Annotated in this window: 19 protein-coding genes; 14 read left to right on the forward strand and 5 right to left on the reverse strand. The window is 60.0% G+C overall.

Annotated elements, in window-relative coordinates; genetic code table 11:
• The first annotated feature begins 284 nt into the window (after positions 1–284).
• Entirely contained in the window at positions 285–1,793 is a 1,509-nt protein-coding gene (gene mqo / locus P3G59_RS24140) for a malate dehydrogenase (quinone) (protein WP_277759252.1), read from the forward strand.
• A 149-nt stretch (positions 1,794–1,942) separates the two neighbouring features.
• Here mqo and P3G59_RS24145 read toward each other — a convergent pair whose 3' ends face one another.
• The 3 genes from P3G59_RS24145 to P3G59_RS24155 form a co-directional block, all read right to left on the reverse strand.
• Positions 1,943–2,230, reverse strand: coding sequence for a PA4642 family protein (locus P3G59_RS24145; RefSeq protein ID WP_277759253.1), 288 nt, complete (start codon positions 2,228–2,230; stop codon positions 1,943–1,945).
• A 63-nt stretch (positions 2,231–2,293) separates the two neighbouring features.
• Positions 2,294–2,773: a hypothetical protein gene (locus P3G59_RS24150; protein ID WP_277759254.1), complete on the reverse strand. Its 480-nt coding sequence runs from the start codon at positions 2,771–2,773 to the stop codon at positions 2,294–2,296.
• Positions 2,774–2,908: 135 nt separating this feature from the next.
• Positions 2,909–3,466 (reverse strand): hypoxanthine-guanine phosphoribosyltransferase, encoded by a 558-nt coding sequence (locus tag P3G59_RS24155; protein WP_016987197.1) that lies wholly within the window; start codon positions 3,464–3,466, stop codon positions 2,909–2,911.
• Between the two features lie 164 nt (positions 3,467–3,630).
• On the opposite strand from P3G59_RS24155, the gene upp reads away from it, so the two are divergent.
• Both upp and P3G59_RS24165 read left to right on the forward strand, forming a co-directional pair.
• Positions 3,631–4,269 carry a uracil phosphoribosyltransferase gene (gene upp, locus P3G59_RS24160; RefSeq protein WP_102359089.1) on the forward strand — a complete coding sequence of 213 codons (639 nt, stop codon included), beginning with the start codon at positions 3,631–3,633 and terminating at the stop codon, positions 4,267–4,269.
• Positions 4,270–4,271: 2 nt separating this feature from the next.
• The gene (locus P3G59_RS24165) at positions 4,272–5,546 is read left to right on the forward strand and encodes a uracil-xanthine permease family protein (protein ID WP_103306094.1); all 1,275 of its coding nucleotides are present in this window, start codon (positions 4,272–4,274) and stop codon (positions 5,544–5,546) included.
• 111 nt (positions 5,547–5,657) lie between these two features.
• Here P3G59_RS24165 and hemH read toward each other — a convergent pair whose 3' ends face one another.
• Both hemH and P3G59_RS24175 read right to left on the reverse strand, forming a co-directional pair.
• Entirely contained in the window at positions 5,658–6,683 is a 1,026-nt protein-coding gene (hemH, locus tag P3G59_RS24170; protein ID WP_277759255.1) for a ferrochelatase, read from the reverse strand.
• Between the two features lie 13 nt (positions 6,684–6,696).
• Positions 6,697–7,599, reverse strand: a complete 903-nt coding sequence (locus P3G59_RS24175) for a TIGR01777 family oxidoreductase (protein WP_277759256.1) — start codon at positions 7,597–7,599, stop codon at positions 6,697–6,699.
• A 197-nt stretch (positions 7,600–7,796) separates the two neighbouring features.
• On the opposite strand from P3G59_RS24175, the gene P3G59_RS24180 reads away from it, so the two are divergent.
• From P3G59_RS24180 to P3G59_RS24230, 11 genes are all read left to right on the forward strand, one after another.
• On the forward strand, positions 7,797–8,783 hold the full coding sequence (locus P3G59_RS24180) for an FAD-dependent oxidoreductase (protein WP_277759257.1): 987 nt from the start codon (positions 7,797–7,799) through the stop codon (positions 8,781–8,783).
• Positions 8,780–8,995, forward strand: a complete 216-nt coding sequence (locus P3G59_RS24185; protein ID WP_277759258.1) for a TIGR02450 family Trp-rich protein — start codon at positions 8,780–8,782, stop codon at positions 8,993–8,995. Before P3G59_RS24180 ends, P3G59_RS24185 begins: the two co-directional genes overlap by 4 nt.
• Positions 8,996–9,217: 222 nt before the next feature.
• Positions 9,218–10,180 (forward strand): DUF523 and DUF1722 domain-containing protein, encoded by a 963-nt coding sequence (locus tag P3G59_RS24190; protein ID WP_277759259.1) that lies wholly within the window; start codon positions 9,218–9,220, stop codon positions 10,178–10,180.
• Positions 10,180–11,121, forward strand: coding sequence for a MerR family transcriptional regulator (locus tag P3G59_RS24195; RefSeq protein ID WP_277759260.1), 942 nt, complete (start codon positions 10,180–10,182; stop codon positions 11,119–11,121). Before P3G59_RS24190 ends, P3G59_RS24195 begins: the two co-directional genes overlap by 1 nt.
• Positions 11,122–11,141: 20 nt before the next feature.
• A complete protein-coding gene (gene phrB / locus P3G59_RS24200; RefSeq protein WP_277759261.1) occupies positions 11,142–12,587 on the forward strand; it encodes a deoxyribodipyrimidine photo-lyase in 1,446 nt (481 codons plus the stop codon).
• A complete protein-coding gene (locus P3G59_RS24205) occupies positions 12,580–13,002 on the forward strand; it encodes a nuclear transport factor 2 family protein (RefSeq protein ID WP_277759262.1) in 423 nt (140 codons plus the stop codon). Before phrB ends, P3G59_RS24205 begins: the two co-directional genes overlap by 8 nt.
• On the forward strand, positions 12,999–13,781 hold the full coding sequence (locus P3G59_RS24210; protein ID WP_277759263.1) for an SDR family NAD(P)-dependent oxidoreductase: 783 nt from the start codon (positions 12,999–13,001) through the stop codon (positions 13,779–13,781). Before P3G59_RS24205 ends, P3G59_RS24210 begins: the two co-directional genes overlap by 4 nt.
• Positions 13,778–15,025, forward strand: a complete 1,248-nt coding sequence (locus tag P3G59_RS24215; RefSeq protein WP_277759264.1) for an FAD-dependent oxidoreductase — start codon at positions 13,778–13,780, stop codon at positions 15,023–15,025. Before P3G59_RS24210 ends, P3G59_RS24215 begins: the two co-directional genes overlap by 4 nt.
• On the forward strand, positions 15,022–15,837 hold the full coding sequence (locus tag P3G59_RS24220) for a DUF1365 domain-containing protein (protein ID WP_277759265.1): 816 nt from the start codon (positions 15,022–15,024) through the stop codon (positions 15,835–15,837). Before P3G59_RS24215 ends, P3G59_RS24220 begins: the two co-directional genes overlap by 4 nt.
• Positions 15,824–17,089 (forward strand): cyclopropane-fatty-acyl-phospholipid synthase family protein, encoded by a 1,266-nt coding sequence (locus tag P3G59_RS24225; protein WP_277759266.1) that lies wholly within the window; start codon positions 15,824–15,826, stop codon positions 17,087–17,089. Before P3G59_RS24220 ends, P3G59_RS24225 begins: the two co-directional genes overlap by 14 nt.
• Complete coding sequence (locus P3G59_RS24230; RefSeq protein ID WP_277759267.1) at positions 17,082–17,573, forward strand: DUF2878 domain-containing protein; 492 nt, start codon at positions 17,082–17,084, stop codon at positions 17,571–17,573. The genes P3G59_RS24225 and P3G59_RS24230 overlap by 8 nt, the downstream gene beginning before the upstream one ends.
• Positions 17,574–17,592: the final 19 nt, after the last annotated feature.

Genomic DNA, 17,592 nt, shown 5'->3' on the forward strand with positions numbered 1-17,592 from the left:
AGGACCGGGTATACCTCGAATATCGGAGCCTGAAGCCTGTCCGCTACGGATTTGGTTGCACAAAAACGGATGTCTCGACCATAAGTCGAATTGCCAGCCGCGTGCTGAAATGAGTTCATGGAGCTCTTGAAGCCAGGCCGCACGCATCCGTCGAAGTTGCGAAAAATTGCGAAGATTCGGACATGGCGACCTGACCACGGATAGCCTGGACACAATTGATCTGTCCCGGAACGCCTGGCAGCCATGCCGACAATTTGGTGCTGCAGATTTTGGAGACGCGTTAAATGGCGCATAACGAAGCAGTCGACGTAGTACTGGTTGGGGCCGGCATCATGAGTGCCACTCTTGCCGTACTGCTCAAAGAGCTCGACCCCGCGATCAAGCTGGAAGTCGTCGAGCTGATGGATTCCGGTGCTGCGGAGAGTTCCAACCCGTGGAACAACGCCGGTACCGGCCACGCGGGTCTGTGCGAGCTGAACTACACGCCGCAGGCCGCCGATGGCACCGTCGACATCAAGAAAGCCGTGCACATCAACACCCAGTTCGAGGTGTCGAAGCAGTTCTGGTCGTACCTGACCAAGAAAGGCACCTTCGGCTCGTGCAAATCCTTCATCAGCCCGGTGCCGCACCTGAGTTTCGTCCAGGGCGATAAAGGCGTTTCCTTCCTCAAGGAGCGCTTTGACGTGTTGAGCAAGCACCATGCTTTCTCCGACATGGAGTACACCGAAGACAAGGCCAAAATGGCCGAATGGATGCCGTTGATGATGCCGGGCCGCTCGCCGGACGAAGTCCTCGCCGCCACCCGCGTGATGAACGGCACCGACGTCAACTTCGGCGCCCTGACCAATCAGTTGCTCAAGCACCTGACCAGCGCTCCGGACACTCAAGTCAAATACTGCAAGCGCGTCACCGGCCTCAAGCGTAACGGCGCTGGCTGGACCGTCAGCATCAAGGACGTCAACAGCGGCAACACCCGTGAAGTCGACGCCAAATTCGTCTTCCTCGGCGCGGGCGGCGCGGCGTTGCCGTTGCTGCAGGCTTCGGGCATCGAAGAAAGCAAAGGCTTCGGCGGCTTCCCGATCAGCGGCCAATGGCTGCGCTGCGACAACCCGGAAGTGGTCAAACAGCACCAGGCCAAGGTTTACAGCCAGGCCGCTGTGGGTTCGCCACCGATGTCGGTGCCGCACCTGGACACCCGCGTGGTCGATGGCAAGAAATCCCTGCTGTTCGGGCCATACGCCGGTTTCACCACCAAGTTCCTCAAGCACGGTTCCTTCATGGACCTGCCGCTGTCGGTTCGCGCCGGCAACATCGGGCCGATGCTGGCGGTGGCGAAAAACAACATGGACCTGACCAAGTACCTGGTCAGCGAAGTGATGCAATCGATGGAGCAGCGTCTGGATTCCCTGCGCCGCTTCTACCCAGAGGCGAAAGCCGAAGACTGGCGTCTGGAAGTGGCCGGCCAACGGGTACAAATCATCAAGAAAGACCCGAAAAAGGGCGGCATCCTGCAGTTCGGTACCGAACTGGTGTCGGCCAAGGACGGTTCGCTGGCGGCCCTGCTCGGCGCTTCGCCAGGCGCTTCGGTAACCGTTTCGATCATGCTGGAACTGATCGAGAAGTGCTTCCCGGCCAAGGCCAAAGGCGAGTGGGCCGGCAAACTGGCGGAAATCTTCCCGGCCCGTGAAAAAGTCCTGGAAACCGATGCTGCGCTGTATCGCAAGATCAACACGCAGAACAACATCGCGCTGGAGCTGGTTGAAGAAAGCAGCGAGACCCCAAGCTACGCTTGATCACGCCGCATAAAAAACGCCCCGTACTCAGTGAGTGCGGGGCGTTTTTTTATGCCTGATGAAACGCAAAAGATCGCAGCCCTCGGCAGCTCCTACAGGGTGTACGTCAATCCCATGAAGGAGTTGCCGCAGGCTGCGATCTTTTGATCTTAAGCGCGAGCTTTGTCGATCAGCTCGATGTACTCGGCCGCGTTACGCTGATCAGCGATCAGGTCAACAAAGGTCTTGCCCTGCTCGTCCTTGCCATCGACGTCGTAACCGGCCGCGACGAAGAAGCCCAGAAAGCGTTCGAAGTCATCGATACGCAGGCCACGGTAGGCCTTGATCAGTTTGTGCAACGACGGCGAAGTGGCGTCGACCGGCTCAAAATCGAGGAACAGCTTGATCTGCTCATCGCCGATCTCGTCACCAATCACTTGTTTCTTATCTTTACGCATTGCCGACTCCAGCTCGCAGACATGACACGGGGCGGGCAGTTTACCCCTGCCCTGCCGCCGGGCTCAACGCGAACGCGTGCTGCCAGTGTGCAAATCGGCCCAGATGTGGCCGTTGGCGTAACTGAGGAACTGCACATACACGGTGTCGTTGCGCAGCAGATCGATGATCACGCGGTATTGGGCCTGTGGATAAAACAGCGTCAGGGTTTTGCTCTTGTCGTCATAAACCGGCTTTTTCAGGCTTTTGCTTTCGCCGTCGAAATTGACCAGGACCTGAGAGATGGTCGCGCCCTTGTTCAGGGACTTGCCCTTGAGGCGGATCATCAGCGGTGAAGTGACCGGGATCGGTTGTTGATTGGACTGGCGTTGTGCGCCGACAACCACGGAGTAGTCGGTGACCTGCAGCAATTGCTGCTGCTCGGGTTCGGCATCGCGCACCGTCAGATCGTCCGGCGGCAGGAATTGACTGTGCATCGGCGCGGCAAAAAGCGGCAGGCTGAAGGTCAGCAACAGGGCGGCGAGGCTGCGGATCAAGAGGTGCATGACAGGCTCCGTGGGGCGGGGCCGAGCACTCTAGCATGGGATTAAAAGCAAAAGATCGCAGCGTTCCGCAGCTCCTACAGGGTGTACATCAATCCCATGTAGGAGCTGCCGAAGGCTGCGATCCTTTGATCTTGCTTACATGCCTTTAACAGCAAAAATCCCGTTGGCATTGCGCCAGTAGCCTTTGTAGTCCATGCCGTAACCGAAGATGTAGCGGTCGATGCACGGCAGGCCGACGAAATCGGCTTTCAAGTCAGGACGCGCCTTGCGGTCGTGATCCTTGTCGATCAGCACGGCAGTGTGCACTTTGCGTGCGCCGGCGTGTTTGCAGAAGTCGATGATCGCGCCGAGGGTGTGCCCTTCGTCGAGGATGTCGTCGATGATCAGCACGTCGCGGTCGATGAACGAGACTTCCGGCTTGGCTTTCCAGAACAGGTCGCCGCCGCTGGTTTCATTGCGATAACGGGTCGCGTGCAGGTAGGACGCTTCCAGCGGGAATTGCAGATGCGTCAGCAGTTTGCCGGAGAAAATCAGGCCGCCGTTCATCACGCAGAACACCACCGGGTTGCTGTCAGCCAGTTGTTCGTTGATTTGTGCACCGACGCGGGCGATGGCGGCCTCGACTTCAGATTCGGTGTACAGGCAGTCAGCCTCTCGCATGATTTGACGGATATGCTCGAGATCAGCGGACATGGCGCTCTCCAGGGGGTTGGCGGAATTGGAAAAGCGGGCAAAGGTACGCATCCCGCCCGGTCGAATCAAGCCTTAATGGACTAACGTACAGAATGTCCTATAGGACATCACCCTCGGATAGATTAATCTAGGCCGGTTTTTTTGCCCGCCGCCGGAGTTTTTCCATGCCCATCCTCGAGATCCGCCATCCGCTGATCCGCCATAAACTCGGCCTGATGCGCCGCGCCGATATCAGCACCAAGAATTTCCGTGAGCTCGCTCAGGAAGTCGGCGCCCTGTTGACCTATGAAGCTACAAAAGATTTGCCGCTGGAGTCCTACGATATTGCAGGCTGGTGCGGCACCGTGTCGGTCGAGAAGATCGCCGGCAAGAAGATCACCGTCGTGCCGATCCTGCGCGCCGGTATCGGCATGCTCGAAGGCGTGCTGAGCCTGATCCCGGGTGCCAAGGTTTCCGCGGTGGGCGTCGCCCGCAACGAAGAAACCCTGCAAGCGCACACTTATCTGGAAAAACTGGTTCCGGAAATCAATGAACGCCTGGCGATGATCATCGACCCGATGCTCGCCACCGGCAGCTCGATGGTGGCGACCATCGACCTGCTGAAGAAAGCCGGTTGCAAGGACATCCGCGCGATGGTGCTGGTTGCCGCGCCGGAAGGCATTGCCGCCGTAGAAAAGGCTCACCCGGACGTGACCATCTACACCGCGTCCATCGATGAGCGCTTGAACGAGCACGGTTACATCATTCCTGGGCTTGGCGACGCCGGTGACAAGATCTTCGGCACCAAGCAGAAGGACGCGTGACCATGCAGCAAGAGTTCAACGATCCGCTCTGGCGCACGGTGCTGTCCGGCGCCCAGATGCTGTTCGTGGCTTTCGGCGCCCTGGTGCTGATGCCGCTGATCACCGGCCTTGACCCGAACGTGGCACTGTTTACCGCGGGTCTGGGGACGATCCTGTTCCAGATCGTCACCGGGCGTCAGGTGCCGGTGTTTCTGGCGTCGAGCTTCGCTTTCATCACGCCGATCATTCTCGCCAAGGGCCAATTCGGCCTCGCCGCGACCATGGGCGGTGTGATGGCAGCCGGTTTCGTCTACACCTTCCTCGGCCTTGCCGTGAAGATCAAAGGCACGGGCTTCATTGACCGCTTGCTGCCGCCGGTGGTGATTGGTCCGGTGATCATTTCCATCGGTCTGGCCATGGCGCCAATTGCCGCGAACATGGCGATGGGCAAGGCTGGCGATGGTTCTGAACTGATCCACTACCAGACCGCGATGATGATCTCGATGCCGGCGCTGCTGACCACGTTGATCGTGGCGGTGTTCGGTAAAGGCATTTTCCGTCTGGTGCCGATCATCTCGGGCGTACTGGTCGGCTTCGGCATGGCGTTCTATTTCGGCGTGGTCGACACGGCGAAGATTGCCGCTGCGCCGTGGTTCGCGATTCCGCATTTCACCGCGCCGGAGTTCAACTGGCAGGCGATTCTGTTCATCGTTCCGGTAGCGTTGGCCCCGGCCATTGAGCACATCGGTGGCGTGATTGCCGTCGGCAGCGTGACTGGCCGCGATTACCTGAAGAAGCCAGGCCTGCATCGCACCCTGCTCGGTGACGGCATTGCCACCACCGCCGCCGGCCTGTTCGGCGGTCCGCCGAACACCACCTACGCCGAAGTGACTGGCGCAGTGATGCTGACCAAGAACTACAACCCGAAAATCATGACCTGGGCGGCGATCTTTGCCATCAGCCTGGCGTTCATTGGCAAGTTCGGCGCGCTGCTGCAGAGCATTCCGGTGCCGGTGATGGGCGGGATTTTGTGCTTGCTGTTCGGCTCGATTGCAGCGGTGGGGATGAACACCCTGATCCGTCACAAGATCGATCTGGGCGAAGCACGCAATCTGGTGATCGTGTCGGTGACGTTGGTGTTCGGCATTGGCGGTGTGCTGGTCGGCACCGGCACTGGCCCGGATGATTTCGGCCTCAAAGGCATCGCGCTGTGCGCGGTGGTGGCGATTGCGCTGAACCTGATTCTGCCGGGCAATGATGGCTGGAAGAACAAGAAGGCGGATGAGCCGCTGATCTAACCCTGAGTGATCGTTCCCACGCTCTGCGTGGGAATGCCTCTAGGGACGCTCTGCGTCCAGTGACGCGGAGCGTCACGGGCTGCATTCCCACGCAGAGCGTGGGAACGATCATCACAGCGCCAGCGGCGCTCGTTCGCAGAGGGTCGCCAACGCCTTCGCCCATTGCCGGTCGTCGTTCAGACACGGCACCAGCACCAACTCCTCGCCCCCCGCTTCGCGGAACTGTTCCTTGCCGCGATCACCAATTTCCTCCAGGGTCTCGATGCAGTCGGCAACAAACGCCGGGCACATCACCAGTATCTTCTTCACGCCGCTTTTCGCCAGCTCATCCAGGCGCGCTTCGGTGTACGGTTCGATCCACTTCGCCCGCCCCAGACGCGACTGAAACGACACCGACCACTTGCCCTCCGGCAAGCCCATGCGCTCGGCGAACAACGCCGCTGTCCGCAGGCATTGCGCGCGATAACACGTCGCCAATACCGCAGGCGAGGCGTTCTTGCAGCAGTCCTCATTCTTGAAGCAATGATTGCCACTCGGATCGAGTTTGGTCAGGTGCCGCTCAGGCAAACCGTGGAAGCTCAGCAGCAAGTGATCGTAGTCCTGCTGCAGATGCGGCCGGGCGCTTTCAACCAGCGCATCGAGGTACTCCGGCTGATCGTAGAATGGCTGCAGCACCGACAATTGCACGTCGAGTTTCTTCTGGCGAATCACCCGTTTTGCTTCTTCGATGACTGTGGTCGTGGTGCTGTCGGCGAACTGCGGATAGAGCGGCGCCAGCGTGATGCGCTTGTGCCCCGCCGCCACCAGTTTGAGCAGGCAGGTTTCAATCGATGGCTCGCCGTAACGCATGGCCAGCTCTACCGGGCCGTGGGTCCATTGCGTGGTCATCTGCTGCTGCAGACGACGGCTGAGCACCACCAGCGGCGAGCCCTCCTCCCACCAGATCGAGGCGTAAGCGTGGGCCGACTGTTCTGGACGCTTGACCAGGATCAGCGACACCAGCAGACGCCGCACCGGCCATGGCAGGTCGATGACGTACGGGTCCATCAGGAATTGATTGAGGTAGCTGCGTACATCGGCCACTGAGGTTGAGGCCGGGGAACCCAGGTTGACCAGAAGCAAAGCGTGATCGGTCATGCAACGTCCTATTTCAGAGGCGGCCGGAGAGATCGTCCAGAGCCGCGCGTAAATCCGTGAACTGGAAAGTGAAACCCGCTTCCAGCAAGCGTGCCGGGATGGCCTTCTGGCCGCCGAGCAACAACAAAGACATCTCACCGAGGCCGACTTTCAATGCCAGCGTCGGCATCGGCATGAACGCCGGGCGGTGTAGAACGCTGCCCAGCGTCTTGGCAAATTCGCGATTGCGCACAGGTTGCGGCGCGCACGCATTATAAGGACCAGTGGCCTGCTCGCGGTGCAGAAGAAAATCAATCAGGGCGATTTGATCGTTGATGTGAATCCACGGCATCCACTGCCGACCATTGCCCAAAGGCCCGCCCAGCCCGAGTTTGAACGGCAACAGCAAGCGCGACAAAAAGCCGCCCTCGGCCGACAGCACCAGCCCGGTTCGCACCAGCACCACGCGGACACCCAGGGCTTCGGCGCGCAGCGCGGTTTCCTCCCAGGCAATGCACAACTGGCTGGCGAAGTCATCGATCACCGGCGGTGATTCTTCCGTCAGCTCGCGCTCACCGCCGTCGCCGTACCAGCCGATCGCCGAACCGGAGATCAGCAGCGCCGGTTTTTGTGCACGCGTTTCCACCCAGGCCAACAGGGTTTCCGTGAGGGTGATACGGCTGCTCCACAGCAACGCTTTGCGGCGATGAGTCCACGGCCTATCGGCAATCGGCGCACCGGCCAGATTGATGATCGCGTCCACAGACGCTTCGCCGAGGTCTTCCAGACGCGCAATACCACGCACCTGCGCACCACAGATTTTCGTGACTTTCTCCGGTTTGCGGCTCCACACCGTCAGGCGGTGGCCCTGCCCCAACCAGTGTCGGCAGAGCTGACGCCCGATCAAACCAGTACCGCCGGTCAGCAATATGTGCATGACATCTTCCTCGCGTGGCGTTTAACCCGGATCACTAGTCTATTTTTATAAGCAGGGATCTTTTCAATCGGGCAGGCTCTATTGTTTAACCATAGGCCAAGCTGTCAGAACGAGAACGTTAGAAGTTATACCAAAAAACAAAATTGTACAGGTTTCATCCACGGCGTAGTCTGTACAGAAAGGTAAACGAGGCCCCTATGACTGTACCTATCGCAATCATCGGCACCGGCATCGCCGGACTCTCCGCCGCCCAGGCTCTGACAGAGAGCGGGCACACCGTCCAGTTATTCGACAAGAGTCGCGGCAGCGGCGGGCGCATGTCGAGCAAGCGCAGCGACGCTGGCTCGCTGGACATGGGCGCGCAATATTTCACTGCCCGCGACCGCCGCTTCGTCACCGAAGTGCAGCGTTGGCAAAGCCAGGGCTGGGTCGCCGAGTGGACACCACAGCTCTACACCTATCAGGGCGGGCAACTGAACCTGTCGCCGGACGAGCAGACCCGTTGGGTCGGTGCGCCGCGCATGAGCGCCATCACCCGTGGCTTGCTCGATGGTCTGGAAGTGCACTTCGCCTGCCGGATTACCGAGGTCTATCGCGGTGAAGAACATTGGCATCTGCAGGACGCCGAAGGTTTCACGCACGGGCCGTTCAGTCATGTCGTGATCGCCACGCCAGCGCCGCAAGCGACTGCCCTGCTGGCCGCCGCACCAAAACTTGCCGGGGCTGCCGCCGGGGTGAAAATGGACCCGACCTGGGCCGTCGCCCTCGCTTTCGAAACACCACTGGATACGCCGATCGAAGGCTGCTTTGTGCAGGACAGCCCGCTCGACTGGCTGGCGCGCAACCGCAGTAAACCGGGGCGCGACAACACCCTCGACACGTGGGTTCTGCATGCCACCAGCGCGTGGAGCCGGCAACATATCGACCTGTCAAAGGAAGCGGTGATCGAACAACTGCACGGTGCGTTTGCCGAATTGCTGCACAGCGCCATGCCCGCGCCGAGCTTCAGCCTCGCCCACCGCTGGCTCTACGCACGTCCCGCGACCGGCCACGAATGGGGCACCTTGGCCGACGCCGATCTGGGTCTGTATGCCTGCGGCGACTGGTGCCTGTCCGGGCGAGTCGAAGGCGCATGGCTCAGCGGTCAGGAAGCCGCGCGCCGTTTGCACGAACACCTGCAATGAACCGCATCAATCCGCGTAAATTGCTGCTGTCGAAATGGACAGCAACTCACCCGCTGAATCGTGAAAAACATTTTCTGGTGACCGAGCTGTTCCGTGATGAGGAGGGCACGGTGCTGGAAGTCGAATTGCAGGCGGTCTTGACCAAGCGTGCTGAGCGCCTCGATTGGCAGACGCTACAAAACAACGCTGAATGGCTGCAGGGCTGGAAATAACCACCGCCCCCCTGTGGGAGCGAGCCTGCTCGCGAACGCGGTGTGTCAATCAATGCATTTGTTGAATGTTATTCCGTATTCGCGAGCAAGCTCGCTCCCACAGGAATTGCGTCCAATCGCAAAAAAACCTATACAAATGATTTGACTTGTACACCCATGAATCTATGCTGAAGAAAGTTGTACAGAGACACAGCTCTGTACAGGTATAGATTCGAGGTGTCCATGTCAGATCCTTGCGCAGCCAAACCAAAAATCGCCATCAGCGCCTGCCTGCTCGGTGCCGAGGTGCGCTACAACGGTGGGCACAAGGAATCGCGACTGTGCAGCCGTATCCTCACCGAGCATTTCGACTTTGTCCCTGTATGCCCTGAAGTCGCCATCGGTCTGGGCATCCCGCGCGAACCCATCCGCCTCATTGGCGAGGCCGAGCATCCACAAGCGGTCGGCACGGTAAACCCGTCGATCAACGTTACCCAGCCATTGGCTGAGTACGGCACGAAAATGGCCGCCGAACTTAATGACATCTGCGGCTACATCTTCATGCAGCAATCGCCGTCCTGCGGCCTGGAGCGGGTCAAGGTCTACCACGCCAACGGCGCCCCGGTGAACGGCGGCGGGCGCGGGATCTACGCCCAGGCGTTCTGCGCCCGCCATCCGGATTTGCCGGTGGAAGAAGCCGGGCGACTCAACGATCCGGTGCTGCGCGAGAACTTCATCACCCGCGTGTTCGCCTACAGCGAATGGCAACACGTCCTCGCCGGGGGCCTGAGTCGTCGCGCCCTCACCGAATTCCATTCGCGCTACAAATACTTGCTGATGGCCCACAACCCGCTGCAATACAAAGCGCTGGGCAAACTGCTCGGCAACATGGCCGATACCGATCCCGTCGAACTCGGCCCCCGCTACTTCTGCGAACTGATGGCAGCCTTGAAAAAATGCGCCACACGCGGCACCCACAGCAATGTCCTGCAGCACATCAGCGGTTATCTGAAACAGGCGATCAGCGCCGAAGACAAACAGGAAATGCAACACGTCATCGGCCAGTACCGCCAAGGCATCGTGCCGCTGGTAGTGCCGTTGACCTTGCTCAAGCATCACTTTCGCCTCCATCCGGATTCGTACATCGCGCAACAGGTTTACCTGCAACCGCACCCGGAAAACCTCAGTCTGCGAAACGCAATCTAATGAATGACAAACTCGATACCAGCGCCCAGGAAGACCTGGGCGCGGATTTTAAAAAAGCCCTCGACGAGGGCTGGCTGCCGATCCGCGAAGTCGCCCGGCAGACCGGCGTCAATGCCATCACTCTGCGCGCGTGGGAACGCCGCTACGGGCTGGTCGTGCCGCAACGCACGCCCAAGGGTCACCGGCTGTATTCGGCCGAACACGTGCAACAGATTCTGACCATCCTCACCTGGCTCAACCGTGGTGTTGCCGTCAGTCAGGTCAAACCGCTGCTCGACGCACCGCAGGCGTTCAGCGAATCCGTGGAGAACGACTGGCAGCGCTTGCGCCAAACCCTGCTCACCGCCGTCACCCAGCTCAATGAACGCAGCCTCGACGACAGCGTCAATCAGGCCATGGCGCTCTATCCGCCACGCACGCTGTGCGAGCAATTGCTGATGCCGTTGCTGGCGGAACTGGAGCAGCGCTGGCAAGGCCAGTTCGGCGCGCAGATGGAGCGGGTGTTCTTTTATTCGTGGTTACGCAGCAAATTCGGCGCACGCATCTACCATAACAATCGTCAGTTGAATGGCGCCCCGCTGTTGTTGATCAATCATTCCGACCTGCCACTGGAACCTCATCTGTGGCTATGCGCGTGGCTGATCAGCAGCGCCGACTGTCCGGTGCAAGTGTTTGACTGGCCGCTGCCGGCTGCCGAACTGGCGCTGGCGATCGAACATCTACAAGCCCGTGGCGTACTGCTGTATTCCAGCAAATCCATAAACCTTGCGCAGTTGCCCAAGCTACTGAACGGAGTCAGTTGTCCAAAAATGCTGGTCGGACCAACGGTATGCATCCACCACGCCGAGTTGTCCGTAAAAACCTCTGAGATGGCTGATGTGTTCCTGGCTGAAGACGCGCTTCTGGCGCATCAGGAACTCGTTCAGCGTGGGCTGATTTAATGGACGCCGTGAGTGCCGACATGCAATTGATCTGGCTGCGCAGCGACTTGCGCCAACATGACAACACTGCCCTCGCGGCTGCCGCAGCGCGCGGCCCGACGGTCGCCGTGTACCTGTTGAGCCCGCAGCAGTGGCTGGAACATGACGATGCGCCGTGCAAGGTCGACTTCTGGCTGCGCAACCTGCGTGAGCTGAGCGCAAGCCTTGGCAAGCTCAACATCCCGTTGCTGATTCGCACTGCAAACCATTGGGATCAAGCCCCGGCGGAACTGCTCAAACTCTGCCGCCAGCTGAAGATAGCGGCGGTTCACGTCAATGAAGAATATGGCGTCCATGAAAGCCGTCGCGATGCAGCAGTAGGCGAAACGTTAAAGGCCGAGGGCATCACGTTTCACAGCTATCTCGACCAGTTGCTGTTCAAACCCGGCAGCGTGCTGACCAAGACCGAGAGTTACTTCAAGGTGTTCAGTCAGTTCCGCAAAGTCTGTTACGAACGCCTGCATCGCTCGATGCCTGCGTTGGTCAAGGCCCCAGGCAAACAGGCAAAACTTGCCATCGACAGCGACCCGATTCCCGACTCAGTGAAGGGTTTCTCGACGCCGAGCCAGACCTTGCGCGATCTATGGCCCGCCGGTGAACAGGAAGCCCGGCGCCGCCTCGACACCTTCACCGACGCGCAGATCGACTACTACCAGAGCGAACGCGACTTCCCGGCCAAACCCGGCACCAGTCAGCTCTCGGCGTATCTTGCTGCCGGGGTGATCTCGCCACGGCAATGCCTGCACGCCGCCCTGCAAAGCAATCAGGGTGAATTCGAAAGCGGCAAGGTCGGTGCGGTTACCTGGATCAACGAGCTGCTCTGGCGCGAGTTCTACAAACACATTTTGGTCGGCTATCCACGTGTCTCACGCCACCGTGCGTTTCGCCCGGAAACCGAGGCGCTGGCCTGGCGTGATGCGCCGGACGATCTTGCCGCATGGCAAGAAGCGCGCACCGGTCTGCCGATCATCGACGCGGCCATGCGCCAATTGCTTGAAACCGGCTGGATGCACAATCGCCTGCGCATGATCGTGGCGATGTTCCTGACCAAAAACCTGCTGATCGACTGGCGCGAAGGCGAGCGTTTTTTCATGCGCCACCTGATTGATGGTGATCTGGCGGCAAACAACGGTGGCTGGCAATGGAGTTCGTCGACGGGCACCGATTCGGCGCCGTACTTCCGCATCTTCAACCCGCTGAGCCAGTCGGAAAAATTCGACAGCGAAGGCCTGTTCATCAAGCACTGGCTGCCGGAACTGGCCGACCTCAACAAAAAAGAAGTGCACAACCCGGCCAACCTCGGTGGCTTGTTCGGCGCCGCGGACTACCCGTCACCGATCGTCAACCTCAGCACCTCGCGCCAGCGGGCACTGGCGGCCTTCAAGAATCTGCCTTCGCGTACGTCTACAGGAGGCGATGATGAGTGAATTCCTGCGCCGCTTCGCCCGGCAATTTTCAGCGTTGAACAAAGACAACCTGCAAAGCCTGGGCGAGCTGTACAGCAATGACATTCACTTCACCGATCCGCTGCACGAGGTGCAGGGACTCACACAGCTACGCGAATATTTCGGCGAGCTGTACGCCAACGTCAGCGAGCTGCGTTTCGACTTTCATGGTTTCGACCAGATCGGCGACGGCGAAGGCTACCTGCGCTGGCTCATGAGTTATCGCCACCCGCGCCTGGCGGGTGGCCGCGTGATTCGTGTCAGCGGCTGCTCGCATCTGTTGTGGCACGACAAGGTTTATCGCCATCGGGATTATTTCGATGCCGGGGCGCTGCTGTATGAACACTTGCCAGTATTGGGCCGGGTCATCGCCTGGCTGAAAAGGAGAATGGGATGAGTCGTACACCTCCACGGCGTTATTGGTTGACCGGGGCCAGCAGTGGCATCGGCGCGGCGCTGGCTGAAGAGATCCTGAAAACCGGTGCACATCTGGCCGTCAGTTCTCGCCAGGTCGCACCGCTCAAGGTCTTGTCGCAACGCTATCCAGGGCAGGTCCTGGTGGCGCCGGGAGACCTGACCAACAGCCAGACGGTTCGAGAAATCGGTGAGCGCATCGCCGAAGACTGGGGTTCGCTGGACTCGGTGATTCTCAACGCTGGCACCTGCGAATACGTGGATGCCAAGCAGTTCGACTCCTCGATCATCGAACATGTGGTGCGCACCAATTTGCTCGCCAGCAGTTATTGCATCGAGGCCGCCCTGCCGCTGCTGCGCAAAGGCACCGCGCCGCATCTGATTGGCGTGGCCAGTTCGGCGACCTACCTGCCGCTGCCACGGGCCGAAGCCTACGGGGCCTCAAAGGCAGGTTTGCGTTACCTGTTCGAATCGCTGCGCATCGATCTGGCCGACGAAGGCATTGAAGTAACGGTGGTCAGCCCCGGTTTCGTTGAAACACCGTTGACCGCCAAAAATGATTTCCCCATGCCCTTGAGCTGGCCTGTGGATAAAGCCGCGCGGCACATCTTCGCCAAGCTCAAGGACCGGCCGCTGGAGATCGCCTTCCCGGCGCTGTTCATGGCCGCGCTGTGGCCGCTTTCGAAACTGCCGGCACGCGTCCAACTGGCGATCGGCAAGCGCATGGTGCGCAAATCACCTCCGCTGACGGATCCGACATGAAAATCGCCATCGTCGGCAGCGGGATCGCCGGACTGACTTGTGCCCACCTGCTCAATCGCCGGCACGAGGTCACGGTGTTCGAGGCCAGCGACTGGGTCGGTGGCCACACGCACACCGTCGACGTCACGGTCGCAGGACGGCAGTACGCCGTCGACACCGGCTTCATCGTGTTCAATGACTGGACCTATCCGAACTTCATCCGCCTGCTCAGCCAGCTCGGCGTAGCGTTCAAGCCGACGCAAATGAGTTTTTCGGTGACCGACCCGGACACCGGCCTGGAATACAACGGCAACAACCTCAACAGCCTCTTCGCCCAGCGCAGCAATCTGTTGTCACCGGGGTTCTGGGGCATGTTGCGCGATATTCTGCGCTTCAACAAAGAAGCCCAGCGAGACCTGGTTGAACTGCGCATCGGCGCCGACACCACCCTCGACGACTACCTCAAGGCTGGCGGCTACGGTGAACGCTTCATCCTGCATTACATCGTGCCGATGGGCTCGGCGATCTGGTCAATGCCGATGGCGGAAATGCTCAATTTCCCGCTGCAATTTTTCGTGCGGTTCTTCAAGAACCATGGACTGTTGTCGGTCAGTGATCGTCCGCAGTGGCAGGTCATCGAAGGCGGTTCCAGCACCTATATCGCGCCGTTGACGGCAGCATTCAAAGACAGGATCCGCCTCAATTGTCCCGTAACCCGGGTCGATCGCGATGGGCATGGCGTAGTTATCCACAGCCCGGCAGGTCTCGAACACTTCGATCAGGTGGTGTTCGCCTGCCACAGTGATCAAGCGTTGAAACTGCTGGCAGTCCCAAGCGATGCCGAACGCGCGATCCTCGGTGCCCTGCCCTACGCCGACAACGAAGTGGTACTGCACACCGACACGCGCTTGTTGCCGACGCGAAAACTGGCCTGGGCGAGCTGGAACTATCGGCTCAGCGGCGCCGGCCACACCCACGCCGCTGTCACCTACGACATGAACATTCTGCAGGGCATTCAGAGCGACACCACGTTTTGTGTCAGCCTCAATCAGAGCGCCGGCATCAGCCCCGACAAAGTGCTCGCCCGCTACACCTACGCCCATCCACAGTTCAGCCTCGCCGCAGCGGCCGCACAGCAACGCTGGGGCGAACTGGATGGCGCGCAACACACGCATTATTGCGGCGCCTATTGGGCCAACGGTTTCCATGAGGACGGTGTCGTCAGCGCCTTGCGCGTGGCCGCCGCGTTCGGGGAAACCCTATGAACAGCGCTCTGTACAGCGGCTGGATCGGCCATCGGCGTTTCTCGCCACGCCGCCATGAGTTCCGCTACCGGATCGGTTTGCTCTACCTCGATCTCAGTGAACAGGACGCGGTGCTTGAACTGTCGCCTCTGGCCGGGCGCAGTCGCTTTGCTCCATTTTCGTTTCGCGAAACGGACTATCTCAAGGCATTCACCGGCCGCGGCATGCGCCTGATCGATGCCGTGCGGCAGCAGGTCGGCATCGCCATCGGCCATGAACCGCAAGGTTCGATCTGCCTGCTGACCCAGGCGCGCAGTTGGGGATTGTCGTTCAATCCGGTGAGTTTCTTTTACTGCCATGAGGCCGACGGGCAACTCGCCGCAATCGTCTGCGAAGTCACCAACACGCCGTGGCGCGAGCGTTATCACTACGTGCTGCCGGCGCGCACACCTGTCGACCTGCACGATTTCCACCAGCACTTCGCCGTGGCCAAGGCCTTTCACGTTTCGCCGTTTTTGCCGCGCGATCTCGAATACCGCATGAGCTTCAGCCCCGCCGCGCAAAACCTCGGCGTGCACATGGCCGACTGGCAAGGCGAACACAAACTGTTCGATGCGACGCTCAATCTGCAACGCGAAAGTCTTGATCGCCGCAGCCTGCACCGTTACTTGCGGCGCTTTCCGTGGATGACCGCGAAAACAGCCTTGGCGATTTACTGGCAGGCACTGCGCCTGCTGCTCAAACGCGCACCGCTCTTTGCTCATCAGGCTGCCGACGGCAGTTTTCAAACCGCCACCGTGCCTCCCAAGGAGCACCGCCATGAAATCCTCTAGTCTGTCGGTCAGTCGGTTCAGCGCCAACGGTTTGACCGGATCGCTGCTGCGTCGCGGCGTGTTGCGCCAATTGGCGCAGCTCAAACACGGGCAATTACTGGTGGTCGAGGATGGCGAACGACTGATGTTCGGTACGCCGGGCAGTGCCTTGCTCGGGGAAATCCATGTGCTCGACTCGGCCGTCTGGGGCATGGTTGCCGGCAACGGTTCGATTGGTGCCGGCGAGGCCTTTATTCACGGCTATTGGAGTTCACCGGATCTGACGGCGGTGGTTCGCGTATTCGTCAGCAATCTCGACGTGCTCGATGCCATGGAGGGTGGCCTGGCCCGCCTCGGCCGGCCGTTGGTGCAAGGCCTGCACTGGCTCAACCGCAATACGCGTAAGGGGTCGCAAAAGAACATCGCCGCGCACTACGACCTCGGCAACGATCTGTTCGAGCAATTTCTTGATCCGACCATGATGTATTCGGCGGCGCAATTTCTCACCCCTGAAGACAGCCTTGAGCAGGCGCAGCTGAACAAGCTGGAGCGGATCTGCCAGAAGCTTGCGCTCAAACCCGCTGATCATTTGCTGGAGATCGGCACCGGTTGGGGCAGCATGGCGCTCTACGCCGCGCAGAATTACGGTTGCCGGGTAACCACCACGACATTGTCGAAAGAGCAGTACGCGTATACCGCGCAACGCATCGAACAATTGGGTTTGCAGGATCAGGTCACGCTGCTGCTCAAGGACTACCGTGATCTCAGCGGCGAATACGACAAACTGGTGTCGATCGAAATGATCGAAGCGGTCGGTCACCGCTTCCTGCCGACCTACTTCAAACAGTGCGCGCACCTGCTCAAGAGCAACGGCCTGATGCTGATTCAGGCGATCACCATTCGTGAGCAACGCTATGAACAGGCAAAGCGCGGCGTCGACTTTATCCAGCGTTACATCTTCCCCGGAGGCGCTCTGCCCAGCGTGCAGAAAATGCTCGAAGTGGTCAGCCGCAACACCGACATGAATCTGTTGCACATGGAGGATTTCGGCCTGCACTACGCCCGCACCCTGCGCCTGTGGCACGAGAACTTCCGCCGCGCGCACGTCCGCTTGAGCGAGTTGGGCTACGACGATTATTTCCTGCGGCTGTGGGAGTTTTATCTGTGTTACTGCGAGGGCGGCTTCCTCGAACGCACCATCGGCACCGCGCAATTGCTGCTGGCCAAACCGGCCGCGATGACCGCGCCGCTGCTCGGACGCTTCGATGCTTGAGCGTGTCGCCAATGCCGTGTTGTTCCAGATCGGCTGGCTGACCTGCGTGCTCGGCGGCAACAGTTTGTGGTTGCTGCTGGCGTTGGCGGTGCTGGTGATTCATCTGCGCTGGATCAGCAGTTGGGCCGCCGAGGGGCGCCTGGTGTTGAGCGTGGTGATTGTCGGCACGGCGGTGGACAGCGTTTTGCGCGCGGCGGGCGTGTTCGAATTTCAGGATCAGTCGCCGCTGATTCCGTTATGGCTGATGCTGCTCTGGGCGTTGCTCGCGACCACCTTGCGTCACTGCCTGGCCTGGAGCGCGCGGCCCTGGTGGCTGGCGAGTGTGCTCGGCGCCGTCGGTGGCGCGCTGTCGTATTACGGTGGCGGGCGACTGGCCGGCGTGCAATTTCCCTATGGTGAACTGCCGACCCTGATCGGCATCGGACTACTCTGGGCGCTGCTGTTTCCGCTGCTGCATGCGATGGCGCGGCGACTGACGCACTGAGCGTCTGTCAGACCTTTCA

It is taken from the genome of Pseudomonas sp. A34-9 (assembly GCF_029543085.1).
Lineage (GTDB): Bacteria > Pseudomonadota > Gammaproteobacteria > Pseudomonadales > Pseudomonadaceae > Aquipseudomonas.